The 22943-nt window shown below is 70.9% G+C and carries 24 protein-coding genes; 19 read left to right on the top strand and 5 right to left on the bottom strand.

Annotation, left to right across the window (positions count from 1 at the left end):
* Position 1 precedes the first annotated feature (1 nt).
* From ACZ4IF_RS28515 to ACZ4IF_RS28460, 12 genes are all read left to right on the top strand, one after another.
* Positions 2-1342, top strand: coding sequence for a CpaF family protein (locus tag ACZ4IF_RS28515; protein ID WP_028803068.1), 1341 nt, complete (start codon positions 2-4; stop codon positions 1340-1342).
* 142 nt (positions 1343-1484) lie between these two features.
* Positions 1485-2426, top strand: a complete 942-nt coding sequence (locus tag ACZ4IF_RS28510; protein ID WP_467567843.1) for a type II secretion system F family protein — start codon at positions 1485-1487, stop codon at positions 2424-2426.
* A 13-nt stretch (positions 2427-2439) separates the two neighbouring features.
* The gene (locus ACZ4IF_RS28505) at positions 2440-3330 is read left to right on the top strand and encodes a DUF5936 domain-containing protein (RefSeq protein WP_467567841.1); all 891 of its coding nucleotides are present in this window, start codon (positions 2440-2442) and stop codon (positions 3328-3330) included.
* Positions 3330-4766 (top strand): sensor histidine kinase, encoded by a 1437-nt coding sequence (locus ACZ4IF_RS28500; protein WP_467567839.1) that lies wholly within the window; start codon positions 3330-3332, stop codon positions 4764-4766. Before ACZ4IF_RS28505 ends, ACZ4IF_RS28500 begins: the two co-directional genes overlap by 1 nt.
* Positions 4759-5490, top strand: coding sequence for a response regulator (locus ACZ4IF_RS28495; RefSeq protein WP_467567837.1), 732 nt, complete (start codon positions 4759-4761; stop codon positions 5488-5490). Before ACZ4IF_RS28500 ends, ACZ4IF_RS28495 begins: the two co-directional genes overlap by 8 nt.
* Before the next feature lie 117 nt (positions 5491-5607).
* The gene (locus tag ACZ4IF_RS28490; RefSeq protein WP_467568163.1) at positions 5608-5838 is read left to right on the top strand and encodes a hypothetical protein; all 231 of its coding nucleotides are present in this window, start codon (positions 5608-5610) and stop codon (positions 5836-5838) included.
* Positions 5835-6443 (top strand): pilus assembly protein TadG-related protein, encoded by a 609-nt coding sequence (locus ACZ4IF_RS28485; protein WP_467568135.1) that lies wholly within the window; start codon positions 5835-5837, stop codon positions 6441-6443. Before ACZ4IF_RS28490 ends, ACZ4IF_RS28485 begins: the two co-directional genes overlap by 4 nt.
* Positions 6444-6458: 15 nt before the next feature.
* The gene (locus ACZ4IF_RS28480; protein ID WP_467567835.1) at positions 6459-7052 is read left to right on the top strand and encodes a hypothetical protein; all 594 of its coding nucleotides are present in this window, start codon (positions 6459-6461) and stop codon (positions 7050-7052) included.
* 2 nt (positions 7053-7054) lie between these two features.
* Complete coding sequence (locus tag ACZ4IF_RS28475) at positions 7055-7678, top strand: OmpA family protein (RefSeq protein WP_467567833.1); 624 nt, start codon at positions 7055-7057, stop codon at positions 7676-7678.
* A 119-nt stretch (positions 7679-7797) separates the two neighbouring features.
* Positions 7798-8436 carry a dihydrofolate reductase family protein gene (locus ACZ4IF_RS28470; protein ID WP_467567831.1) on the top strand — a complete coding sequence of 213 codons (639 nt, stop codon included), beginning with the start codon at positions 7798-7800 and terminating at the stop codon, positions 8434-8436.
* A gap of 40 nt (positions 8437-8476) precedes the next feature.
* Complete coding sequence (locus ACZ4IF_RS28465; RefSeq protein ID WP_467567829.1) at positions 8477-9349, top strand: LLM class flavin-dependent oxidoreductase; 873 nt, start codon at positions 8477-8479, stop codon at positions 9347-9349.
* A gap of 60 nt (positions 9350-9409) precedes the next feature.
* Entirely contained in the window at positions 9410-10180 is a 771-nt protein-coding gene (locus tag ACZ4IF_RS28460) for a class I SAM-dependent methyltransferase (RefSeq protein ID WP_467567827.1), read from the top strand.
* A gap of 3 nt (positions 10181-10183) precedes the next feature.
* Here the strand turns inward: ACZ4IF_RS28460 and ACZ4IF_RS28455 are convergent, their stop codons facing one another.
* Positions 10184-11353 carry a winged helix DNA-binding domain-containing protein gene (locus ACZ4IF_RS28455; protein WP_467567825.1) on the bottom strand — a complete coding sequence of 390 codons (1170 nt, stop codon included), beginning with the start codon at positions 11351-11353 and terminating at the stop codon, positions 10184-10186.
* 78 nt (positions 11354-11431) lie between these two features.
* Between ACZ4IF_RS28455 and ACZ4IF_RS28450 the strand changes: the two genes are divergently transcribed.
* A complete protein-coding gene (locus ACZ4IF_RS28450) occupies positions 11432-11782 on the top strand; it encodes a winged helix-turn-helix transcriptional regulator (protein ID WP_467567823.1) in 351 nt (116 codons plus the stop codon).
* Between the two features lie 200 nt (positions 11783-11982).
* Here the strand turns inward: ACZ4IF_RS28450 and ACZ4IF_RS28445 are convergent, their stop codons facing one another.
* Both ACZ4IF_RS28445 and mgrA read right to left on the bottom strand, forming a co-directional pair.
* On the bottom strand, positions 11983-12318 hold the full coding sequence (locus ACZ4IF_RS28445; protein ID WP_467567821.1) for a DUF192 domain-containing protein: 336 nt from the start codon (positions 12316-12318) through the stop codon (positions 11983-11985).
* Positions 12319-12706: 388 nt separating this feature from the next.
* A complete protein-coding gene (gene mgrA / locus ACZ4IF_RS28440; RefSeq protein ID WP_467567819.1) occupies positions 12707-13744 on the bottom strand; it encodes an L-glyceraldehyde 3-phosphate reductase in 1038 nt (345 codons plus the stop codon).
* Positions 13745-13921: 177 nt separating this feature from the next.
* On the opposite strand from mgrA, the gene ACZ4IF_RS28435 reads away from it, so the two are divergent.
* The 4 genes from ACZ4IF_RS28435 to ACZ4IF_RS28420 all read left to right on the top strand — a co-directional run bounded on the left by ACZ4IF_RS28435 (position 13922) and on the right by ACZ4IF_RS28420 (position 19068).
* Positions 13922-14695 carry an isoprenyl transferase gene (locus ACZ4IF_RS28435; RefSeq protein WP_095936373.1) on the top strand — a complete coding sequence of 258 codons (774 nt, stop codon included), beginning with the start codon at positions 13922-13924 and terminating at the stop codon, positions 14693-14695.
* A 330-nt stretch (positions 14696-15025) separates the two neighbouring features.
* Entirely contained in the window at positions 15026-16351 is a 1326-nt protein-coding gene (locus tag ACZ4IF_RS28430) for a PhoH family protein (protein WP_095936374.1), read from the top strand.
* A gap of 398 nt (positions 16352-16749) precedes the next feature.
* The gene (locus ACZ4IF_RS28425) at positions 16750-17475 is read left to right on the top strand and encodes an aggregation-promoting factor C-terminal-like domain-containing protein (RefSeq protein ID WP_467567817.1); all 726 of its coding nucleotides are present in this window, start codon (positions 16750-16752) and stop codon (positions 17473-17475) included.
* A gap of 144 nt (positions 17476-17619) precedes the next feature.
* Positions 17620-19068 carry an AI-2E family transporter gene (locus ACZ4IF_RS28420; protein WP_467567815.1) on the top strand — a complete coding sequence of 483 codons (1449 nt, stop codon included), beginning with the start codon at positions 17620-17622 and terminating at the stop codon, positions 19066-19068.
* Positions 19069-19268: 200 nt separating this feature from the next.
* Here the strand turns inward: ACZ4IF_RS28420 and ACZ4IF_RS28415 are convergent, their stop codons facing one another.
* Both ACZ4IF_RS28415 and ACZ4IF_RS28410 read right to left on the bottom strand, forming a co-directional pair.
* Positions 19269-19802, bottom strand: a complete 534-nt coding sequence (locus tag ACZ4IF_RS28415) for an alkyl hydroperoxide reductase (protein WP_095936377.1) — start codon at positions 19800-19802, stop codon at positions 19269-19271.
* A 6-nt stretch (positions 19803-19808) separates the two neighbouring features.
* The gene (locus ACZ4IF_RS28410) at positions 19809-20363 is read right to left on the bottom strand and encodes a peroxiredoxin (protein ID WP_467567813.1); all 555 of its coding nucleotides are present in this window, start codon (positions 20361-20363) and stop codon (positions 19809-19811) included.
* A gap of 159 nt (positions 20364-20522) precedes the next feature.
* On the opposite strand from ACZ4IF_RS28410, the gene ACZ4IF_RS28405 reads away from it, so the two are divergent.
* Positions 20523-21497: a LysR substrate-binding domain-containing protein gene (locus ACZ4IF_RS28405; RefSeq protein WP_359493980.1), complete on the top strand. Its 975-nt coding sequence runs from the start codon at positions 20523-20525 to the stop codon at positions 21495-21497.
* A 285-nt stretch (positions 21498-21782) separates the two neighbouring features.
* Positions 21783-22943: ICP22 family protein (locus tag ACZ4IF_RS28400; RefSeq protein ID WP_467567811.1), on the top strand; the 1161-nt coding region annotated here is incomplete at its 3' end.

Here is a 22943-nt window from a genome sequence, read left to right as displayed (position 1 = left end):
CATGAGCCTGCGATCCCGCATCGCCGCCCCCGACGAGAGGGGACCGGGGCGTGAGGACGGACACCTCGTCGCCGTCTACCGCGCCAAGCTCCTCGAAGAGATCGACCTCGCCGAGATGTCGAGCCTCGCGGCGGCCGAGCGCCGGGTACGCCTGGAACGCGTACTGGGCCACATCATCAGCCGTGAGGGCCCGGTGCTCTCCTCCGCCGAACGCTCCCAGCTGATCCGTCGCGTGGTGGACGAGGCCCTCGGACTCGGCGTCCTCGAACCACTGCTCGCCGACGCGTCGATCACCGAGATCATGGTCAACGGACCGGACTCGATCTTCGTGGAGCGCGCCGGCCGCGTCGAGCAGCTCCCCCTGCGCTTCGCCTCCGACGAACAGCTCATGCAGACCATCGAACGCATCGTCTCCACGGTCAACCGGCGCGTGGACGAGTCGAACCCGATGGTCGACGCCCGCCTCCCCACCGGCGAACGCGTCAACGTCATCATCCCGCCGCTCGCCCTCACCGGCCCGACCCTCACGATCCGCCGCTTCCCGCGCGCCTACACCCTCCCCGAGCTCATCGGGCTGGGTTCGCTCGACGAACAGATGCTCATGCTGCTCGCGGCCTTCGTGCGGGCCCGCTTCAACGTCATCGTCAGCGGCGGCACGGGCAGCGGGAAGACCACCCTGCTGAACGCCCTCTCCGGGCTCATCCCCTCGCACGAGCGCATCATCACCATCGAGGACTCGGCCGAGCTCCAGCTCCAGCAGGAGCACGTCATCCGCCTGGAATCCCGCCCCCCGAACGTGGAGGGCAAGGGTCAGATCACCATCCGCGACCTGGTCCGCAACTCCCTGCGCATGCGCCCCGACCGCATCATCGTCGGCGAGGTCCGCGGCGGCGAGACCCTCGACATGCTCCAGGCCATGTCCACGGGCCACGACGGATCGCTCGCCACCGTCCACGCCAACTCGGCCGAGGACGCCCTCATGCGCCTGCAGACCCTCGGCTCGATGTCCGAGGTGCAGATCCCCTTCGAGGCCCTGAAGGACCAGATCAACTCCGCCGTCGACGTCGTCGTCCAGCTCACCCGGCACGCCGACGGCTCCCGCAAGGTCACCGAGATCGCCCTGCTCGTCTCCCACGGCCGCGAACAGTTCCGCGTCACACCCGTGACCCGCTTCGTGCCGCGCCCCGCCGGACCCGACCGCGTCGTCCACGGTCACTTCGAACACCTCCCCCTGCCGCGCGTCGTCGCGGAGAAGCTGTACGTCGCCAACGAGCCGCTGCCGCCCGCCTTCGGCGTCACCGAGGCCATCGACGTCCTCAACACCAGGCAGGCCATCGGATGACGTCCACGACCGGGAAGCATCGGGCAGGCCGCCGGATGACGTCCACGACCGGGAAGCACCGGGCAGGCCGCCGGACGCCGTCCACGACCGGGAAGCACCCGGCAGGCCGCCGGACGCCGCCCACGACCGAGAGGAGCGAGTCGTGAACAACCCCGCCCTCCTCGCCCTCGGCGCGACCGTGCTGTGCGGCACCCTCGCCGTCGCGGGCGCCCACACGTACGCCTCCGGCCGCGCCCAGCGCCAGGCACTCGTCGACCGTCTCTCCGGCGGCGGCCCGCTGCGCACCGCGGCGGGCCGGGTACGCCGCTTCGCGGGCATCGACCGCCGGCTGCGCCGCACCCGCCTCGGCCGCACGATCCACCTGCGGCTGTCCGCGACCGGACTCGACCTGACGGCTGGGGAGTTCTTCACCTACGTCACCGCCGTCGTCGTCGCGCTGTGGCTGATCGCGGCCGCCACCCTCGCTCCCTTCTTCGGCCCGATCGCCGCGCTCGTGAGCGTCTGGAGCGCCGCCATCTTCCTCAACTGGCAGCGTCAGAAACGCATCGAGGCCTTCATCAACCAACTGCCGGACGTGGCCCGCCTGCTGGCGAACGCGACCGCCGCCGGACTCGCCCTGCGCACCGCCCTCGCCATGGCGGCCGAGGAGCTGGAGGCCCCCGCCGGGGAGGAACTCGCCCACGTCGCCGACCAGCTGGCGCTGGGCAGGACCGTCGACGACGCCCTCGCCGAGCTCTCCGAACGCCTCCCCTCCCGCGAGCTGATCGTCCTCGTCACCACCCTCGTCCTCGCCAACAAGGCGGGCGGATCGGTCGTCAGCTCCCTGCGCAACCTCACCCAGACCCTGGAGGACCGCAAGGAGACCCGCCGCGAGGTCCGCACCATGCTCTCCGAGGTGAACGCGACCGCCTTCACCGTCCCGTTCCTCGGCGTCGGCTCACTGGTGCTGATCAACTCGTCGAACGAGGGAGCCCTCGCCCGCGTCACCGGCTCCCCGCTCGGCCAAGGACTCGTCCTGCTCGCCCTCGGCCTCTACACCGTCGGCTTCTTCGTCATCCGCCGCCTCGGCAAGATCGAAGTGTGAGGGAGGGATCACCATGCTGCCGCTGCTGCTCGCCGTCCTGATGAGTGTGGCCGTCGCGGGCGTCCTCCTGGGCATCCGCATGATCCGCGCCGACGCCAGACTCCCCAGCGACCTTTCCCTCGCCCTGGAGGTCGGCGCGAGCCGCGTCTCCAAGGCCGACTCGGCCGTCGACCGCCTCGGCATGCGCTTCGCGCCCGCGGTGCTGCGCCTGATGGGCCCCCGCCGCGTCGACGCCAAGCGCCGCCGCATCGACATGGCGGGCAACCCCGGCGGCATGACCCTCAACCGCTACGCGGCCCGCCGCGCCGTCTACGGCATCTTCGGCGTCGTCCTCGCCCTCGTCTTCCTCTCCAACGGACAGCTCCTCTTCGCCGCGCTGGCCCTCGCCTTCGGCCTGCTGGCCGCCGACGCCCTCATCTGGCAGGCCGTCCGCGAACGCAAGGAGGTCATCGACCGCACCCTGCCCGACTTCCTCGACGTCCTCGCCGTCGTGGTCTCCGCCGGCCTCGGCTTCCGCCAGGCCCTCGACCGCGTCGCCGAGAAGTACGAGGGCCCGTGGGCGGACGAACTGCGCATCACCCTGCGCCAGATGGACATGGGCGTCAGCCGCCGTCAGGCATTCGACGAATTGCGCAGGCGCAACTCCTCCGAACAGGTGTCCCAGTTCGTCTCCGCCCTCCAGCAGGGTGAGGAACTCGGCTCCCCGATCGCCGAGACCCTCATCCAGCTCGCCACGGACATGCGCCGCACCGACGCCCAGAACGCCCGGCGCCGCGCCGCCAAGACCATCCCCAAGGCGACCATGGTGACCCTCGTCTTCATGCTCCCCGCGACGATGATCCTCATCGCGACCGGCATGTTCCTCGGGTCGGGCACCGACTTCGGCTCGATCCTGGGCCGCTGATGAACGGCCTCCGCGCCCGTGCGGGCGTCCACCCCCCGGCCCACGGCCCCCGGCCCCGTACGGGCCTCGCCGGGCGACGGATCCTCCGCACGGCCACCGGCCTCCGCCGCCTCGCCGACCGCCTCCGCCCCGGCTGGCCCAAGGGCGGCGGCGCCGGGTACCTGGCGGACGACGCACCGCCCCCCGGCAGCGTCCGCCTCCAGCTCAACGCACTCCAGGCCCTGTGCCGCCAGGCCTTCGCCGTACGGCTGGCCGCCATCGCCATCGGTGCCCCCTTCGCCATGACGAACGCGGCCGACGGTCTGCCGCGCCACGCGGTCCTCGCCGCCGCTGTCCTCGGCGTCATGGGTTCGTACGCCATGCTCAGGGACTGGGAGCGCTTCGGCCCCCGGCTGCTGGCCCACCCCACCCTGATGGCCGTCGACCTGACCTTCGGAGCGGTACTCCTGCTCACCGCGTCGCCCGCCTCACCGCTCGCGTACGCGACCGTCTGCACCCCCCTCCTGTCGGGCCTGCTCTACGGCTGGCGCGGCAGCGGCGTCTTCACCGGACTCCAGCTGATCGTCCTCCTCACCGTCTTCCGGGCCTGGGAACACCGCCCCGGAGCGGGGGCCAACACCCTCCTCATCGCCGGCTTCTGCATCGGCGCCGGCATCATCGGCGTCACCCTGCGCAACCTGATGTTCCGGTTCGGCACCGCCAGCCAGGCACTGGCCGAGGCCACCTCGCGGCTCGCCGTCGCGGAGGCGGTGGAGTCCGAACGGGCCCGCCTCGCCCGGGAGATGCACGACTCGGTCGCCAAGACCCTGCACGGCCTCGCACTCGCGGCGGAGGCACTGGCCGGGTCCGCGGACTCCGGCGACCCCGCCACGCTCAAGCGCCAGGCGGCCACGGTGGCCGACGCGGCACGCCTCGCGGCCGGCGAGTCCCGGGCCCTGCTCTGCGACCTGCGCCGTCACACCGACCTGACCGCCCCGCCCGACACGGACCTCCTCCACGAACTCCGTACCCGCACGGCAGACTTCCAGGCCCGCACGCACCTCGCCACCGACCTGCGGCACCGCGGTGGCCCTCCCGTCCTGCCCAGCACCACCGCCCGGCACGCCCTGGCGATCGTGTCCGAAGCCCTGGAGAACGTGCACCGCCACGCCCACGCCACCCGTGCGACCGTCGAACTCGACGTCTCCGAGCACGAGTTCGTGCTCCGGATACGGGACGACGGATCCGGCCTGCCGCCCGGAGCGACCCTCGACGACCTCGCCGACCTGACGAGAACCGGCCACTTCGGTCTGCTCGGCATGACGGAACGGGCCGCCACCCTCGGCGCTCGCCTCCTCCTGCGCCGGCCCGTGCAGGGAGGCACCGAGATCCACCTGACGCTCCCGCTCCCCGCAGCCGCCCCCCACATCCCCCGACAGGAGGCCGCTCATGCCTGACCAGGCACTCTCCGGCCCGCCCCTGCGCGTACTCGTGGCCGACGACAACCCGGTCGTCCGGGCGGGACTCACCGCCCTGCTGGGCGGCCACCCCGACATCGAGGTCGTCGCCGCGGCGGCGGACGGCGACGAGGCCCTCGAATCCGCCGCCCGCCTCCACCCGGACGTCGTCCTCCTCGACGTCCGCATGCCCGGCACGGACGGCCTCACGGCCCTGCCCCGGCTGTCCCGGCTCGCCCCCGTGATGATGCTGACCTACAGCCGCGAACCCGAGGTGGTGGCCGAAGCGCTGCGCCGCGGCGCCTCCGGATACCTCGTCCACGGCGAGTTCACCGCCGCCGAACTCATCGCCGCGGTACGGGATGTGCGGGCGGGGCGGCCCACTGGCTCGGTTTCGCCCGGCGTTTCGCACGAACCGAACGAAATCTCTTCGCATCTGCAATCAGTTGTGGCACAGTCGTCGAAGGCTCGACTCGCACACGCGGCGGGGCTGCACCGCCGCGCCCCCGGCCAGGCCGATTTCGGCCTGAGTTCAAGGGAGGTGGAGGTCATGGATCTCATCGCGTCCGGCATGAACAACCAGCAGATCGCCGCCGCCTGCTTCATCAGCGAGAAGACCGTCAAGAATCACATCAACCGCATCTTCGCAAAGCTGCACGCTTCCTCGCGCAGCGAAGCGATCGCCCAGTGGCTGGGCACGACGCGCGAGGGGTGGATCCGATGACGCCGCCTCTCGCCCCGCGCCGGGGAAGTTGGGCCCCTGGACCCACTCGCAGTAGGCGCTCTCTCACGTACGGTGCACGGGTCGTTGGTTGTGGCGTCGGGTGGGAGGGCAGGGGCCGTGGTGACGAAGGACTGGAAGCTCAGGGCGACGGTTCGAGTGGAAGCCTGGGCGAGCACGGTCTCCGACCGGATGCGCGGCCGGAAGCGGGACGCCGGGGCCGGGTTCGTGGAGTACGCGGGCCTGATGATCATCATTGCGGGGATCTTCACGTTGATCGACAGCCTCGGTCTGGACGGTCTGATCTCGACGGCGATCCTCAACGCGGTCCAGGACGTCATCGGCGGCTGACAGGCGCACATTTACTGAGCGACCGAGGGCAGACTCTCCCGATCTACATCTGGCTGACGGGGATTCTGCTCTTCGCCGCGCTCGCCTTCTTCGCGTTCGCCCAGGCAGCGTCCGCCCGGAATGGAGCTCAATCCGCGGCGGACGCTGCGGCGTTGGCGGCGGCGCAGGACGCCCGGGACGAGTTGATCGACCACCTGAAGGATGCCATCGGCCAGGACGACGACTGGCTGGACTGGCTGGACGGCGGTCAGGACCTCCCCGATACGGGTGCGGCGGCCGCGGCCCAGCAGCTGGCCGCGGAGAACGACTCGACGCTCCAGGGCGTCCAGCCCGTCACGAAGAACGGCTATCCCGGGTATCAGGCCGACATCCAGACGAACTACACCGTCGGCGACTCGATCATTCCCGGCACGGAGGACAAGCGGGCCACGGCCCACGCCGTCGCCGTCATCAAGCCGCGCTGCGATTTCGATCCGGACGCGGATCCCGAGAAACCCGTCGAACTGACCTGTGACGGGGAGATCGTGAACATAGATCCCGGGGACTTCGATCCGGACGACCTCCCGGACGCGTCCGTGCTGTTCTCCGTGCGACTGGCCGAGTGAGAGGAAGCCGTACTGATGGACTTTCGGCACACCATGAAGGGCCGCAGTGCGTTGAGCGCAGTGGCGATCACGACTGGGCTGCTCCTCACGGTGGCCGGCTGCGGTGGAGGCGGTGACGGCGGGAACGACAAGGGCGCCTCGCCCTCGGCGGCCGGCTCGAAGAGCAGCGACGGGGGCAGGACGCAATCACAGGCGCCGCAGGCGGATCAGGTGCTTGCCGAAGTCAAGGGTGAGAACGGACTGACCCTCACGGTCACCTCGGCCGAACGGGACAGCGGTGGGTTCGTCACCGTCGAGGGGACGGTGACCAATAACACGGACAACACCTGGATCGCGGCGAACTGGCGCGGCGAGGAGCGGGAGTTGGCGAAGAACGGCTCGTCCATCGCGGGTGCAGCCCTGATCGACCAGAAGGGCAAGAAGAAGTACTTCATCCTCAGGGACACGTCTGGCCGCTGCCTGTGCACGCAGTTCACCGGCGGCGTCCGCCAGGGCTCGACCGCTCAGTGGTTCGCCCAGTTCCCCGCCCCACCCGCCGACACCACGAAGGTCGACTTCCAGGTCGGCGCCATGCCTCCCGCGCCTATCGAGATCTCCGAGGGCGAGTAACCATGGCCCCCACCCCCCGTGCCCCGCACGTCCTCACGGCACTCGCCGTTCTGGCCACATTGGTGCTCACCGGTGGACCGGCCCATGCGGACGACGACGACCCCAGCGCCCCACCCGGCAGCGTCACCACCTCCCCGCCCCCCGAGGTGGACGCCAACAGCCCCGGGCTGAAGCTCGCCGACGGCGCCACGCTCGCGCCCGCGAAGGTGCTGGACATCAAGTCCGTCGTGGAGGACCTCGGCGGGGAGGAGCGCCGGGAGGACACGAACGAGGACGTGTCGTTCGCGCTCCAGGCGGAGGTGCTCTTCCCCAAGGACAGTTCGAAGCTGAACCCGGAGGCCCGGTCCCGGATCCAGGCGATCGCGGACGAGATCAAGGCCCAGAAGGCGACGACCGTACGGGTCTTCGGCTTCACCGACAACCTCGGTTCCTACGCGCACGGGCTGACCCTGTCGAAGAAGCGTGCCGAGGCCGTCCACGACGTCCTGGCCGCGGATCTCGGTTCGACGGACATCACCTTCGAGGTGCGGGGCTACAGCGAGGACTACCCGATCGCCGACAACACCTCGGAGCAGGGCCGCAGGAAGAACCGTCGTGTGGAGGTGACGTTCCCGCGGGGCGGCTGAGGCGCGGCAGGCGGCGGCGCCGCGCCGTCGGGGTGCCGTAGAGCCCGGGACGGCTGCGGGGGAGTGACAATGAGGCGCCCCAGAACCCCGATGTCCGCCCTCGGTGAGGTGACGACCCCGTGCCAAAGATCATCCTGATGATGTCGGTGTCCCTCGACGGATTCTTCGAAGGGCCGGACCGCGAGATCGACTGGCATCTGGTCGACGAGGAACTGCACGCGCACTTCAACGAGGAGATCGGGCGCATGGGCGCCCTGTTGAGCGGGCGCGTGACGTACGAGCTGATGGCCGCGTTCTGGCCGACGGCCGACAAGGACCCCGACAGCCCGCCCACGATGGTGGAGTTCGCCCGGATCTGGCGGAACATCCCCAAGGTCGTGTTCTCGCGGACGCTGGAGCGGGCCGAATGGCACACCACGATCGTGCCGGAGGTCGTGCCCGAGAGCATCCGGGAGCTGAAGGAGCGGTCGCTGGGCGACCTGGGGCTCGGCGGGGCCGAGCTGGCCGCCGAGTTCATGCGGCACGGCCTCGTCGACGAGTTCCGGGTGTACGTGCACCCGGTGCTGCTCGGCCGGGGCAGACGCCTCTTCTCGGAGGCGGACACGATGACCCGGCTCCGGCTCGTCGAGTCACGGCCCTTCGGCAACGGGGTCGTACTGCTGCGGTACGAGCGCGCCGACGCGGACACCGCGGGCAGCGGGACCGGGACCGAAGCCGGGATCAAGGGTGCCGAGGCCGGCGACATCGGCGAGGCGTAATGCGGTTGTCCGTGACACCCGCCCTCGGTAGGAAGGCCGTATGACTGGACTCGGTGCCGTGTTCCGGCCCCAACTGCCTCCCGAGCGGCTCCGCTCCCTCGCGCGACTGGCGGACTCCGAGGGCCTCGAAGAACTGTGGCTGTGGGAGGACTGCTTCCTGGAGGGCGGCATCTCCGCAGCTTCGGCGGCGCTCGCCTGGACGGAACGGCTGCGGGTGGGGGTGGGCCTGCTGCCCGTCCCGCTGCGGAACGTCGCGGTCACCGCGATGGAGGCCGCCACACTGCACCGCCTGTTCCCCGGGCGCGCGGTGCTCGGCGTGGGGCATGGCGTGCAGGACTGGATGGGGCAGGTCGGCGCGCGGGCCGAGTCGCCCGTGACCCTGCTGCGTGAGCACCTCCAGGCGCTGCGCGCGCTGCTGCGGGGCGAGCGGGTGACCACGGACGGACGGTACGTGAAGCTGGACGGCGTCGCGCTGGACTGGCCGCCCGTGGAGGTGCCCGAGGTGTTCACGGGCGCCACCGGCCCGCGCACGCTCCGGCTCGCGGGCGAGGCAGCCGACGGCACCATCCTCACCGCCTCCACCACCCCCGAAGGCGTACGCCGTGCCCGCCGCCTCATCGACGAGGGCCGGCGGGCGGCGGGCCGCGCGGGACAGCACCCGGTGGTCGTCTACCTCCTCACCGCCACCGGGCCGGGCGCCGCGGCCCGGCTGCGCGCCGAGATCGAGGCCGACGGCGAGAACCCGGTGCCGGACCACGGAGCCGCGGGGGACGCGGAGGCCGTCGCCGAGGCCGTGCGGCGCCTCGCGGACGCGGGCGCCGACACCGTGGTCCTCCAGCCCACCGCCGACGAGCCCGACCCCGAGGGCTTCATCCGCTTCGCCGCGCGCGAGGTACGCCCCCTCGTCCGCTGAGGGAGCCCGGCCGGGGAAAATGCGTCGCTCCGGCATGCGGCCGCTGGGAGGATGCCCGCCATGGACAACAGCAGCCGCGCCTTCGAGGACCTGGTCGCCGAGGCCGCGGCCGTCTCCGTCGACGGCTGGGACTTCTCCTGGTTCGAGGGCCGGGCCACGGAGGAGCGGCCCTCGTGGGGGTACGCGAAGGCGATGGGGGAGCGACTGGCCGGCGCGACGGCCGCGCTGGACATCCAGACCGGCGGCGGTGAAGTCCTGGACTCCGCGCCGCAGTTGCCGCCGCTCATGGTGGCGACCGAGGGCTGGCCGCCGAACGTCGCCCGGGCCACCGCCCTGCTGCACCCGCGCGGCGCGGTGGTCGTCGCCTCCCCGGAGGAGGCGCCGCTCCCGTTCGCGGCCGAGGCGTTCGACCTGGTCACCAGCCGTCATCCCGTGGACACGTACTGGGCGGAGATCGCCCGGGTCCTGCGTCCCGGCGGCAGCTACTTCTCCCAGCAGATCGGCCCCGCGAGCGCCGTGGAACTCGTCGAGTACTTCCTCGGACCGCAGCCGGAGGAGCGGAAGAACGCCCGTGACCCGGAGCGTGCCCGGGCCGCCGCCGAGGCCGCCGGGCTCGATGTGGTGGACCTGCGGGCGGAGCGGCTGCGCATCGAGTTCTTCGACATCGGGGCCGTCGTCCACTTCCTGCGCAAGGTGATCTGGATGGTCCCGGGCTTCACCGTCGACGCGTACCGGCCCCTGCTGCGCTCGCTGCACGAACGGATCGAGACGCAGGGCCCGTTCGTCACCCACAGCGCCCGCTTCCTGATCGAGGCGCGCAAGCCGGCGTAGGGGTCAGGCGTGCGGTCCCGCGGTCACCGTTCCGACCACCAGTTCCGGCGTCGCCTCCAGGACCTCGCCGATCCGCTCCACGCGCGCGGCGAGCTCCCGCTCGGCGGCGGCCGTCAGCCGTCCCAGCGGCTCGACGGTGACCGTGGTGCGCCGGCCCCGGCGCCGCTGGTGCCAGACGCCCGCGACTACGCCGTCGACGAGCAGGACGGGATGGTTGCCGGCCTGGCCGCCCGCCAGGGCGCGTCGGTACGCCGCCCCGGGGAACAGCACCTCGCGCGGCTGGACCGCGATGCCGTACGCGTCGAAGTACGGCAGCAGTCGCACCCCGCGCACCGGCTCCTGCGGGAATTCCGTGTCGCCCGCCACGACCCATGCAGGGCCGTCCAGGAAGTCGACCTCCTCGATCTCCCCGCTCGCGGCCAGCGAGGCGAACAGCTCGCCGGACCAACCCCGCGGCGCGGCAGCCCATCTGGCGAAGTGCGCCGGGGTCGCGGGTCCGTACGCGGTCAGATAGCGCTGGACGAGCCGGGCGATCCCCTGCGCGCGAGCGGCCGTCTCGTCCGTGTCGAGCGGCGTGAAGTGCGGCGGCCTGGTGTACGTGACCTTGCGGCCCCTGTTCGGGCCGAGGCACAGCGCGCCCCGCTGGCCCGCCCGGTGCATCACCTGCCGCCAGCGCGGCCACATCCCCTGGAAGGCGGGCATCACGAGGTCGCCGGCCCAGGGTCCGGTGCGCCGTACGACCTCCTCGCTCAGCTCGTCGACGGTGAGACAGGTGCCGTCGAGGGCGTCGCCGATCGCCGCGACGACCTCGTCCGCCTGCGCCGCGGTCAGCCGGACACCGGGGGCGGACGCGCTCGGGCCGGTGGGGATCGCGGTCAACGCGGCCGTCCAGAGGGGAAGTTCCGCGGCCGGCAGCAGATGCAGGGTGCCGCGCGGACCGAACGTCTTCACCAGCGACCGGTCCTCCCACAGCGCCGTGCGCACGTCCGCCCGTGTCACCCCGTCCGCGCGCACGCCGACGGACATCTCCGCCGCCGACAGGATCTGCGCGTGTGCGCCGAGCATCGCGCCGACCACGTCCGCGAGCGGTGTCCCGGCCGTCGCGGGAACGGCCAGGAACTGCCGCTCCATACGCCGCGCGCTCGCCTCGTCCCATGTGATCCTCAAGGTCATGCGGACGACGTTAGGCGGGAAAGAGGCCAGATTCTGTCCGCTTCCGCCGAAGACGGCGCATCCGCCGAGGAGTTGACCATGTCGAAGGGCAAGGGCCCCTACACCTGCGGTCTCGATGCCGCCGTGGACGTCGTGGGGGGCAAGTGGAAGCCGATGATCCTGTGGGCGCTGCACGTCGGCGGGATCCTCCGCTTCGGAGAGCTGCGCCGCCACGTCCAGGGGGTCAGCGAGAAGGTGCTGAGCCAGCAGCTGCGCGAACTGGAGGCCGACGGGATCGTGCACCGGGAGGTCCCGCCCCGAGTCGAGTACTCACTGACCGAGCTGGGGGAGATGCTCAACACCGCGCTGCTGCCGCTGGGGGAATGGGGTGATCGACACATGGGTGAGCTGATTGACCGAAAACATCCCCATGCGGCATCTGGTGCGTGAGATGAGCGTCCATATGTCGGATGCCCCGAGCAGTGACACAGAACCGGCACAGGGTTTCCACATCGTTATCGAGGGTGGCTCGCTTCGGATGTTCGCCTCACGTAAGTTCAGACCAAGGTAATTCGCGTGAGCAAAGCTGCGCGTGTGGCACCGCGCAGAGGAGGGGGCTGCGCGGTGCTGCCTGCATTCCTGACGCACGGTCAGGGGTGCCGCACCGTGACCCGCGCCCCGGGCCGTACGCCCCACCGTTCCATCGCCCCGGCCTCCGCCTCCAGGACGTGCCGGGCCCGTGGCCGGGGCAGCCCCACGCGGCCCGGAGGCATCGTGCGCACCGTGAGGACCCGGGAGTCGCGGTCCAGGTAGGCGACGTCGATCGCGAACCGCATCCCGAACGTGTGCACCGAGCTCGCCGGACTCAACAGCAGTGCGCCCTCGATCCCGTCGCGACCGAGCAGTCCCCGGCGCCGGGCGCGGGCGGACAGGGCGAGCTCCAGCGGCACCGGCCCGGTCGTCCGCTCCGTCGTGAAGGTGGCCATGGGTGCGAAGCTAGCGGCCGCGTCAAGCGCCCGGGCGGAACGTCCGTCACCCGCGTGGAGTACGTCGCGGCGGGTCGGCGCGGCCGGGGGTATGTCCATCGGATCTTCCCGGATTCTTCGCGAATCCCTTGGAATCAGTTGCGATTCGGCCATGATCACACCCTGAATCGGAGATTCCGCCCCCACCGTGGCGTCGCCGGACGGTTTCGGAGAGTAGTTGTGGCACGCCGATGCACGCAGCATCACTTACGAAGGGTTATGGTGGAAACCCCCCCTCGGGCCGGTCCGTCTCCCCCCCACGGACCGGCCCGTTTTTCATGCCCGCGGCCGGCGGCCCGGCGGGCGCCCCCCGTGCGCCCCCGCCGCCGTACGCGCGGGCGGCGGTGACTCAGCGCCGACCGGCCCAGATGTTCGTCCCCGGCGTCGACACCGCGAACGTGTCGATCTCCTTCAACTCCTCGTCCGTCAGCTTCGGACCGGCCAGCGCCGCCACGTTCTCCTCCAGCTGGGCCACGCTGGACGCGCCGATGAGGGCCGAGGTCATCCGCTCGTCGCGCAGCACCCAGGTGAGCGCGAGCTGGGCGAGGGACTGGCCGCGGCGGGCCGCGATGTCGTTCAGCCCGTTCAGCCGGCGGACCACCTCGTCGCTGAGGAGGTTCGGGTCCAGCGACTTGCCCTGCGTGGCGCGCGAGCCCTCCGGGATGCCCTTGAGGTACTTGCCCGTCAGCAGGCCCTGCGCCAGCGGCACGAAGGAGATGCAGCCCATGCCGGCGTCCTCCAGCGTGTCGAGCAGGCCGTCGTCCTCGGTCCAGCGGTTGATCATCGAGTACGAGGGCTGGTGGATGAGCGGGCGGACGCCCATCCCGGTGAGGATGCGGGCCGCTTCGGCGGTCTGCTCGGCGGTGTACGACGACACGCCCACGTACAGCGCCTTGCCCTGCTGCACGGCGGACGCGAGCGCGCCCATCGTCTCCTCCAGCGGGGTGTCCGGATCGAAGCGGTGCGAGTAGAAGATGTCGACGTACTCCACGCCCATCCGCTTCAGCGAGGCGTCCAGGGACGACAGCAGGTACTTGCGCGAACCCCACTCGCCGTACGGCCCGGGGTGCATGAGGTAGCCCGCCTTGGTGGAGATGACCAGCTCGTCACGGTACGGCGCGAAGTCCTGGCGGAGCAGCTTGCCGAAGTTGAGCTCGGCGGAACCGGGCGGCGGACCGTAGTTGTTGGCGAGGTCGAAGTGGGTGACGCCCAGGTCGAACGCGCGGCGCAGGATCGCGCGCTGGGAATCGAGCGCACGGTCGTCGCCGAAGTTGTGCCACAGGCCCAGCGAGACGGCGGGCAGCTTGAGGCCGCTGTGCCCCGTACGGCGGTATTCCATCGAGTCGTACCGCTCCGTTGCGGCGCGGTACGCAGACATGTCGTTCATGCATACGAAACTACGACAGGTCGACGGCACCCCGGGTGACGGCCCGGCCGGGCGCCCGGGGGTGCTCCCCGGGCAGACGTGCTCCGGGGGTAGGCTTCGCCGACGGGGACCGCCATATGGACAGGGCTTGCGCTCAGCCGCGCACCTGTCACTTCCACACGGAGGGGCTGACAACACGTGAACCTGCGCGAAAACCTGCGCCGTCTGCTGGTCAGGTTCTATGCACGCAGGGTGGAAGGCCACCTCGACCACGACCAGGTGCCCAAGCACATCGGCGTCATCATGGACGGCAACCGGCGCTGGGCCAAGGCGGCGGGTTCCACGACCGCGCAGGGGCACCGGGCCGGAGCGGACAAGATCGAGGAGTTCCTCGGCTGGTGCTCCGAGACCGACGTCGGGGTCGTCACCCTGTGGCTGCTGTCCACGGACAACTTCGACCGTCCGCAGGAGGAGCTCGTCCCGCTGCTCGGCATCATCGAGGGCGTCGTCCGCACCCTCGCCGCCGACGGCCGCTGGCGCGTGCACCACGTGGGCACGCTCGACCTGCTGCCCCCGCAGATGCAGACGGTCCTCAAGGAGGCCGAGGAGTCCACCGCGCACGTCGACGGGATACTCGTCAACGTCGCCATCGGGTACGGCGGCCGCCAGGAGATCGCCGACGCCGTGCGCTCGATGATCCTCGACGCCGCCGACAAGGGCACCTCGATGGAGGACCTCGCCGACGCCGTCGACGTCGACGCCATCGGCAAGCACCTCTACACCGGGGCCCAGCCGGATCCGGACCTGGTCATCCGCACGAGCGGCGAGCAGCGGCTGTCCGGATTCATGCTCTGGCAGACCGCCCACTCCGAGTACTACTTCTGCGAAGTTTTCTGGCCGGCCTTCCGCAAGGTCGACTTCCTGCGTGCCCTGCGTGACTACGCGGCCCGTCACCGGCGGTACGGCGGCTGATCGGGGCCGGTCCCCCGGCGGGTGGAGGACGTCCCGGACCGCGGGACGGGACGCACGTCATCTGGAGTTAACGAACGCGCCGTCATATGCCGTGGCATGGCGTGGCTCGTTAAAGGGCATAAGCCTTCCAGGTCGATGCCCGAACCACGGGTGTCGTATCTCAGCGGACGGCACGGGGCCGTCCGCCCGGGAGGCCCTTTGCACCAGCCCGACCGTGCGGTCAGTACGGACGAAGTGGAGGGCCGGTTTTCGGCCCGCGCATCGGTGCCCGAGACCGGTCCAGATCTCCTTCGTCGCTCCCCGACCTCATCCGAGGGGGTACGTCCTTCCGTGGTGACCAGCACAAAGCGCCACAAGCCAGACCGGCGCACCTATGTTCTCGACACCAGCGTCCTGCTGGCCGACCCCAACGCCCTGAGCCGCTTCGACGAGCACGAGGTCGTGCTCCCGATCGTCGTGGTCACGGAGCTGGAGGCCAAGAGGCACCATCCCGAACTCGGCTACTTCGCCCGGCAGGCCCTCCGCCTGCTCGACGAGTTCCGGGTACGGCACGGCCGCCTCGACTCCCCCATCCCGATCGGGGACCTCGGCGGGACCGTACGCGTCGAGCTCAACCACTCGGACCCCAGCGTCCTGCCCAGCGGGTACCGCCTGGGGGACAACGACTCCCGCATCCTCGCGGTCGCCCGCAACCTGCAGGCCGAGGGGTACGACGTCACCGTCGTCTCGAAGGACCTGCCGCTCAGGATCAAGGCGTCCTCCGTCGGTCTCCTCGCCGAGGAGTACCGCGCGGAACTCGCCATCACGGGTTCCTCCGGCTGGACCGGAATGTCCGAACTGACCCTGTCCGGCGAGCAGGTGGACATCCTCTTCGAGGAAGGCCACGCGTACGTGCCGGAAGCGGCCGACCTGCCCGTCCACACGGGCCTGACGATCCAGTCGGAGCGCGGCAAGGCCCTCGGCCGTGTCACCTCCGAGGGCAACGTCCGGCTGGTGCGCGGCGATCGGGAGGCCTTCGGCATCAAGGGCCGCAGTGCCGAGCAGCGCATCGCGCTCGACCTGCTGCTCGACCCCGAGGTGGGGATCGTGTCCATGGGCGGCCGGGCCGGCACCGGCAAGTCCGCGCTCGCGCTCTGCGCGGGCCTGGAGGCCGTCCTGGAGCGGCGCCAGCACCAGAAGGTGATGGTCTTCCGCCCGCTGTACGCGGTCGGCGGGCAGGAGCTCGGCTATCTGCCCGGCTCCGAGTCCGAGAAGATGGGCCCCTGGGCGCAGGCGGTCTTCGACACGCTCTCCGCGGTCACCAGCCGCGAGGTCATCGAAGAGGTCACGGCGCGCGGCATGCTGGAGGTCCTGCCGCTCACCCACATCCGGGGCCGCTCCCTCCACGACGCCTTCGTGATCGTGGACGAGGCGCAGTCACTGGAACGGAACGTCCTGCTGACCGTGCTGTCACGGATCGGGGCGAATTCCCGGGTTGTTCTCACCCATGACGTGGCACAAAGGGACAATCTGCGTGTCGGCCGGTACGACGGAGTCGTCGCCGTCGTGGAGAAATTGAAGGGGCATCCGCTCTTCGCGCATGTCACCCTCAATCGGTCCGAGAGGTCCCAGATTGCTGCCCTTGTGACCGAAATGCTGGAGGACGGGCAGATCTGACCCCACCTGTTCAAAGGGTGGTGGATGCACGGTAGTTGGCGCCGTCCGGCAAAGGCGAAGAGCCTAGCCGGGCGGCGTCTTGGCGTGTGCTCGTTTCCGAAAAACTTCTGGGGCAAACAAGGTGTGAGCTTTCACACGCAACACAGAATTGCCTTGCGGCGTCCGGTTACGGCAGAGTCTCACTCCTGTCAGGCCCCGCATACGACACACCTGTACCCCCAGCGGTACGGCACAACAGGAACCTCAGAACTCCATAGAGCCGTCGTATGCCGCCCGCGCACCACGCGGCGCTCCCCTCGCGGGAGTTGCCCACCGGGCCCGTGCCTCCCGTGACCCCGCAGTTGGGAGGCCAGCGCCAAGGGGCACGATTGCGTCCGCGAGGGTCACCTAAGCGGGCGATGCTGGAAGGAAACCGTGTGAGCCGGATTTCGGTCCGGGGATTCGCAGTGGCCTCGGCCACCGCGGTCACCGCTGTCGGAAGCGTCGTCGGAGTTGCCTCGGGCAGCACCGCCCAGCCCTCGAACGACGCCGAGGCGACGGCAAGCGACTCGACCCTCCTCGCGGACATACCCGCGGGCCAGCAGGCCCAGGTGCAGACCGCATCGCTGACGCAGCAGGCCGACGCCCAGGCGATCGCCGCCGACGCGAGCGCCAAGAAGGACGCCGAGGAGGCTGCCCGCAAGCAGGCCGCCGAGGACGCCGTCGCGAAGCAGAAGGCAGCGGAGAAGGCGGAGCAGGCGGAGAAGGAAGCCAAGGAGCGCAAGGCGGCGCAGGAGGCGGCCAGCCGCTCCGCGACGCGTGACGCCTCCAGCTTCTCCGTCCAGAGCTCGTACACCGTTGCGCAGATCCAGGCGATGGCACGCCAGATGGTGCCGTCCGGCCAGTTCCAGTGCTTCAGCAACATCGTGGACCACGAGTCCAGCTGGAACTACAAGGCGGTCAACGCCTCCTCCGGCGCCTACGGTCTCTTCCAGGCACTGCCCGGCTCCAAGATGTCGTCGGTCGGCTCCGACTGGCAGACGAACCCGGCCACCCAGATCAAGTGGGGCCTCAACTACATGGACAGCCGCTACGGCAGCCCCTGTGAGGCCTGGTCGTTCTGGCAGGCGAACCACTGGTACTGAGCACCGGGCCGCACGTCGGCCGCTCGATCGCTCAACCTTGCGAAGCCCCTCCCCGTCCTAGGGGGAGGGGCTTCGGCCATGTACGGTCGGAGCCGATGACTCCAGGGGGGAGTGGTGGGGCGCAACGGGGGAAGAGGACGGATCATGTCGCGAGTGCCAGGGTGGCTCGGCCGGCTGGGCGCCGGACTGTCCGAGCTGGGGGAGCGGTTGGACGAACGCCGCGCCGAAGTGGAGAAGGAGTCCCAGGGCTCCCTGCCCACGGAGGACGGAGCGGAAGTCCCGCATGTGAGAAGAGCCCCCGAGGACGCGCGGCCCGGATCCGGGAGCTCCCGGTCCGCGGCCGGCGACGACCCGGTGACCGCCCCTGAGGACCACCGCCCCGCCGACGGCGCCGGGCACACCCCCACCGACGGCGACACCGCCGCACCCGCGCCGGTCGCGTACGGTCCCATGACGGCCGGACGGCCCGACCCGGCGCTGGCCGTGCCGTGGGGGGTGCGTGTCGCGGCCGAGGCCGGCTGGCGGCTGCTGGTGCTCGCGGGCACCGTGTGGGTGCTGATGCGGGTCATCAGCGCCGTACAGCTCGTGGTCCTGGCCTTCGTGGCGGCGCTGCTCATCACCGCGCTGCTCCAGCCGACCGTGGCCCGCCTCAAGCGCGTCGGGGTGCCGCGCGGCCTGGCCACCGCGCTCACCGCGATCCTCGGCTTCGTCATCATGGGACTGGTCGGCTGGTTCGTGGTCTGGCAGGTCCAGGAGAACATCGACAACCTCTCCGACCAGATCCAGGACGGCATCGACGAGTTGCGCAAGTGGCTCCTCAACAGTCCGTTCCATGTGACGGACAAGCAGATCAACGAGATCGCGAAGAACCTGCGCGAAGCGGTCGGCGCGAACACCGACCAGATCACCTCGGCGGGCCTCGAAGGCGTGACCGTCATCGTCGAGGCCCTCACCGGCATCCTCCTGACGATGTTCTCGACCCTCTTCCTCCTCTACGACGGCAAGCGCATCTGGCAGTGGACGCTCAAGCTCGTTCCGGCCGCCGCCCGCCCCGGCGTCGCGGGAGCGGGTCCGCGGGCGTGGCGCACCCTGACGGCGTACGTCCGCGGCACGGTGATCGTCGCGCTGATCGACGCCACCTTCATCGGCCTCGGCATCTACTTCCTCGACGTGCCGATGGCTGTGCCGCTCGCCGTGTTCATCTTCCTCGGCGCGTTCATCCCGCTCGTGGGCGCGGTGATCTCCGGTGCGCTGGCGGTCGTCGTGGCGCTGGTGACGCAGGGCGTCTTCACCGCGGTCATGACGCTGGTCGTCGTGCTCGCCGTGCAGCAGATCGAGGGGCACATCCTCCAGCCGTTCATCCTCGGCCGCGCGGTACGGGTGCATCCGCTGGCCGTGGTGCTGTCCGTGGCCGCGGGCGGCATGGTCGCCGGGATCGGCGGAGCGGTGGTCGCGGTGCCGCTCGTCGCGGTCACCAACACCGTGGTGATGTACCTGCGTTCGTACGCCCAGGAGGCGTCCCGCCGCCATGCCCCGGAGCCGCGGGGCGCCACCGCGGTGGACGCGGCCTCCGCGGGTTCCCCGACGCCGTAGCGCCGTCGGCCCAGCGCCTGGTGGCTGCGGTGCGGGTGATGTGAGCCCGTCCGGCGATCGAGGACGAGGCCGTCAGGCCGATACGGGGGTCTCGGGGCGGAGCCACCAGGGACAAGGGACGGGTAGGGGCGGCGGGGGGCGAAAACACCTCGCCCCGTCCACCGGGGACGGTGGACGGGGCGAAGGGGGAACCCGGGGGATCAGCCGGCGAGGACCGCCTCGGCGTCCAGCGTCGTGGCGACGGCCTGAACCACCGCAGCGATCTTGAACGCTTCCTGGATCGTCTCCCGGTCGACACCGGCCTTGCGGAGCACCTGCTCGTGCGAGTCGAGGCACTGCCCGCAGCCGTTCACGGCGGACACGGCGAGCGACCAGAGCTCGAAGTCGACCTTCTCGACACCGGGGTTGCCGATGACGTTCATCCGCAGCCCGGCCCGCAGCGTCCCGTACTCCGGGTCGGAGAGCAGATGCCGCGTCCGGTAGAAGACGTTGTTCATCGCCATGACGGCGGCCGCGGCCTTGGCGGCCGTGTACGCCTCCGGCGACAGCTGGGCCTTCGCCTCCGGCTCCAGCTCACGCAGCACCCGCGGGGACCGCGACGCGATGGCGCAGGCGAGCACGGTGCCCCACAGCTGCTGCTGCGGAAGGTCGCTGTTGCCGATGACCGAGCCCAGGTTCAGGCGCAGGTCCTTGGCGTAGTCCGGCAGGGCGGACTTCAGTTCGTCGAGGGCCATGAAAGGTCACTCACCGGCCAGCAGCGCGACCGGGTCGAGGGTGCTCTCGCCCTTGGTCCAGTTGCACGGGCACAGCTCGTCGGTCTGCAGGGCGTCCAGGACCCGCAGGACCTCCTTGGGGTTACGGCCGACGGAACCGGCGGTCACCATGGAGAACTGGATCTCGTTGTTCTGGTCGACGATGAACACGGCACGCTTGGCGAAGCCGTCCTCGCCCTCGATGCCGAGGTCACGCATGAGCTCGTGCTTCGAGTCGGCCATCATCGGGAAGGGCAGGTCGCGCAGGTCGTCGTGGTCCTTGCGCCAGGCGTGGTGCACGAACTCGGAGTCGCCGGAGAAACCGAGGACCTGGGCGTCACGGTCGGCGAACTCGTCGTTCAGCTTGCCGAAGGCCGCGATCTCGGTCGGGCACACGAAGGTGAAGTCCTTGGGCCACGCAAAGACGATCTTCCACTGGCCCTCGTAGGTCTTGTGGTTGATCTGCTCGAACTCCTTGCCCTGCTCCAGCGAGACACAGGCGGTCAGGTCGAACTCGGGGAACTTGTCACCGACAGTGAGCACGTGCTCTCCTTGCAGCGAGGAAAAACCCCTTTTGAGGGCGTTTCCCATGGGTTGGACGAAGCTGATGTTGACACAGGCTGCATTGATTGCGGAAATAGCTACACTCGGTCAGGTTGATCGGCAACGGTTATCAGTGACTACGAGTGAAGAGGTACGGGCATGGCGAGCCCCATCGGCAAGGCGGGCCCCAAGGGGAACGGGCGCCGCCAGCCCAGTCTCGCCCAGCTGCGCGCCTTCGCCGCCGTGGCCGAGCACCTGCACTTCCGTGATGCCGCCGCCGCGATCGGCATGAGCCAGCCCGCCCTGTCCGGCGCGGTCTCCGTGCTGGAGGAGACCCTCGGCGTGACGCTGCTGGAGCGTACGACGCGCAAGGTGCTCCTCTCGCCCGCCGGAGAGCGCCTCGCCGTACGGGCGAAGGCCGTGCTCGACGAGGTCGGGGCGCTGCTGGAGGAGGCGGAGGCGGTGCGGGCGCCGTTCACCGGGGCCCTGCGTCTCGGCGTCATCCCCACCGTCGCGCCCTACCTCCTGCCCACCGTCCTCAGGCTCGTCCACGACCGCTACCCCGACCTCGACCTCCAGGTCCACGAGGAGCAGACCTCGAGCCTGCTGGAGGGACTCGCGGTCGGCCGGCTCGACCTGCTGCTGCTCGCCGTGCCGCTCGGGGTGCCCGGAGTGGTCGAACTCCCGCTGTTCGACGAGGACTTCGTACTGGTCACCCCGCTGGACCACTGGCTGGGCGGCAGGGAGGGCATCCCCCGCGAAGCGCTGCGCGAACTCAACCTCCTGCTGCTCGACGAGGGCCACTGCCTGCGCGACCAGGCCCTCGACATCTGCCGTGAGGCGGGCCGCGCCGACGCTCCCGTCACCACCACCGCCGCCGGACTCTCCACGCTCGTCCAGCTCGTCGCCGGCGGCCTCGGTGTGACGCTGCTGCCGCGCACCGCCGTCAAGGTCGAGACGACCCGCAGCAACCAGCTGCTCACCGGATACTTCGCCGATCCGGCGCCGACCCGTCGGATCGCCCTCGCCATGCGGGCGGGCGCCGCACGGGGCACGGAGTACGAGGAACTCGCGGCGGCCCTGCGCGAGGCGCTGTGTCCGCTGCCCGTCCGGGTGCTGGGCGCGGGCGCCTGACGGCGGTGCAGAGTCGGTCAACCGGACGACCGATGAAGGCTATTGAGGGACGGGATATTTCAACTTCCGTCAGGTAGTGCGACTCTCGCTGAGATATGCCCCCGGACTGATACACATTCCACTTCAGCGTGATGCATCAGGCATCTGTGCGAAGTTCGAGAAGTGCCGGAATCTCCAAGGGGAGTGATGTCGGGCATTCGGGATTCCCTTGGCCGGGTCGGATTCGACCTGCTGTCGCACGCCCTCACCGAGTGCCAGGACTCGCGGGCGACGGGGAGACTGCGGGTGTCCGGCAGACCCGGGGGTGCCTTCCATCTCCGGGACGGACTCGTCGTCGCGGTCGAGAGCCCCGGCGCACCGGGGCCGGAGGCCAGGCTGCTGCGGACCGGGCGCGTCAGCGGCGAGCAGTGGGCGGAGCTGCTCCGGGAGAGCGAGGGCACGCGCTGGCCGCAGGACGGGCTGATCGCCCACGGGTACGCGGGGGCCGCGCAGCTCAGGGTCGTCTGTGTGATGGCCACGCAGGACGCGGCCTTCGCGGTCGTCGCCGGACGGGTGGACGGCTGCGCCCCGCTCGACGCCGCCGAGCCGCTCGCCCCGATCGCCGTGGGGGAACCGCCCGGACGGCTGCTCCAGGAGGCGACACGGAAACTGGCCGCCGTCGCCGCCCTGCCGTGCCCCGTGCGGCCGGAGCGCGAACGGCCCGTGCCCACCACGGCCGCCGACGGTGCCGACGCCCTTCTCCCCGAGCTCCAGCGGGAGTTGCTGGCCCACTCCGACGGGCGGCGGACCGCACGTGACATCGCCTTCGCGACCGGCCTCGGTGTCTACACCGTCACCGTCGCGATGGCCCGCATGCTCGGCGACGGCCTGCTGGAGCTCGCCGGGGACTCCGGGGCCGTCGCCCCGATCAGCATTCCGGTCACCGGACCGATAGCCGCCCGGACACCGCCGGCCACCGGCACGCCGGGCCACCGTCCGCCGCAGGAGGAGACACCCGGGCGCACCTACGCCGAGCGGACCGGCGCCGACGAGCCCGCCGACGCGGACGGCACGCGCGCCGAGCCCGCCGACGTGGCGCCGGGCGGTGATGAGTCCGGCGGCGCGGATCCCGGCGACGCCGGGCCCTTGGACGGTGGTCCCGCGGAGGGTGGCTCCGCCGAGGCCGAGCCCGCGGGAGCCGAACGGCCGGAGGCCGGGCGCGGTGGTGAGGACCCCGCCGACGCCGATCGGTCCGACGCCGGGAGTACCGGCGCCGGGTCCGTCGGCGCCGGGCGCTCCCGAGAGGGGAGCGCGCTTCCCGGGCCCGGGGGCGCCGAGCGGTCCGAGGCCGGCAGCGGGGGAGGCGAGCCCGTCGGCGCCGGGCGCTCCCGAGAGGGGAGCGCGCTTCCCGGGCCCGGGGGCGCCGAGCGGTCCGAGGCCGGCAGCGGGGGAGGCGAGCCCGTCGGT

The sequence above is a fragment of the Streptomyces sp. NPDC025784 genome, from assembly GCF_055558435.1.
The sequence above is the reverse complement of the archived record's forward strand: the minus strand, read 5'-3'. Positions and strand labels throughout refer to the sequence as shown.

Coding starts and splice junctions, on each gene's coding strand:
- ACZ4IF_RS28445 (WP_467567821.1), bottom strand. CDS start 12,318: ATGGCCACCTTCACGACGGAGCGGACGACCGGGCCGGTGCCGCTGGAG.
- ACZ4IF_RS28455 (WP_467567825.1), bottom strand. CDS start 11,353: ATGACCTTGAGGATCACATGGGACGAGGCGAGCGCGCGGCGTATGGAG.
- ACZ4IF_RS28405 (WP_359493980.1), top strand. CDS start 20,523: ATGGCGAGCCCCATCGGCAAGGCGGGCCCCAAGGGGAACGGGCGCCGC.
- ACZ4IF_RS28515 (WP_028803068.1), top strand. CDS start 2: ATGAGCCTGCGATCCCGCATCGCCGCCCCCGACGAGAGGGGACCGGGG.
- ACZ4IF_RS28450 (WP_467567823.1), top strand. CDS start 11,432: ATGTCGAAGGGCAAGGGCCCCTACACCTGCGGTCTCGATGCCGCCGTG.
- ACZ4IF_RS28465 (WP_467567829.1), top strand. CDS start 8,477: ATGACTGGACTCGGTGCCGTGTTCCGGCCCCAACTGCCTCCCGAGCGG.
- ACZ4IF_RS28420 (WP_467567815.1), top strand. CDS start 17,620: ATGTCGCGAGTGCCAGGGTGGCTCGGCCGGCTGGGCGCCGGACTGTCC.
- ACZ4IF_RS28415 (WP_095936377.1), bottom strand. CDS start 19,802: ATGGCCCTCGACGAACTGAAGTCCGCCCTGCCGGACTACGCCAAGGAC.
- ACZ4IF_RS28500 (WP_467567839.1), top strand. CDS start 3,330: ATGAACGGCCTCCGCGCCCGTGCGGGCGTCCACCCCCCGGCCCACGGC.
- ACZ4IF_RS28495 (WP_467567837.1), top strand. CDS start 4,759: ATGCCTGACCAGGCACTCTCCGGCCCGCCCCTGCGCGTACTCGTGGCC.
- ACZ4IF_RS28460 (WP_467567827.1), top strand. CDS start 9,410: ATGGACAACAGCAGCCGCGCCTTCGAGGACCTGGTCGCCGAGGCCGCG.
- ACZ4IF_RS28480 (WP_467567835.1), top strand. CDS start 6,459: ATGGACTTTCGGCACACCATGAAGGGCCGCAGTGCGTTGAGCGCAGTG.
- ACZ4IF_RS28475 (WP_467567833.1), top strand. CDS start 7,055: ATGGCCCCCACCCCCCGTGCCCCGCACGTCCTCACGGCACTCGCCGTT.
- mgrA (WP_467567819.1), bottom strand. CDS start 13,744: ATGAACGACATGTCTGCGTACCGCGCCGCAACGGAGCGGTACGACTCG.
- ACZ4IF_RS28505 (WP_467567841.1), top strand. CDS start 2,440: ATGCTGCCGCTGCTGCTCGCCGTCCTGATGAGTGTGGCCGTCGCGGGC.
- ACZ4IF_RS28425 (WP_467567817.1), top strand. CDS start 16,750: ATGCTGGAAGGAAACCGTGTGAGCCGGATTTCGGTCCGGGGATTCGCA.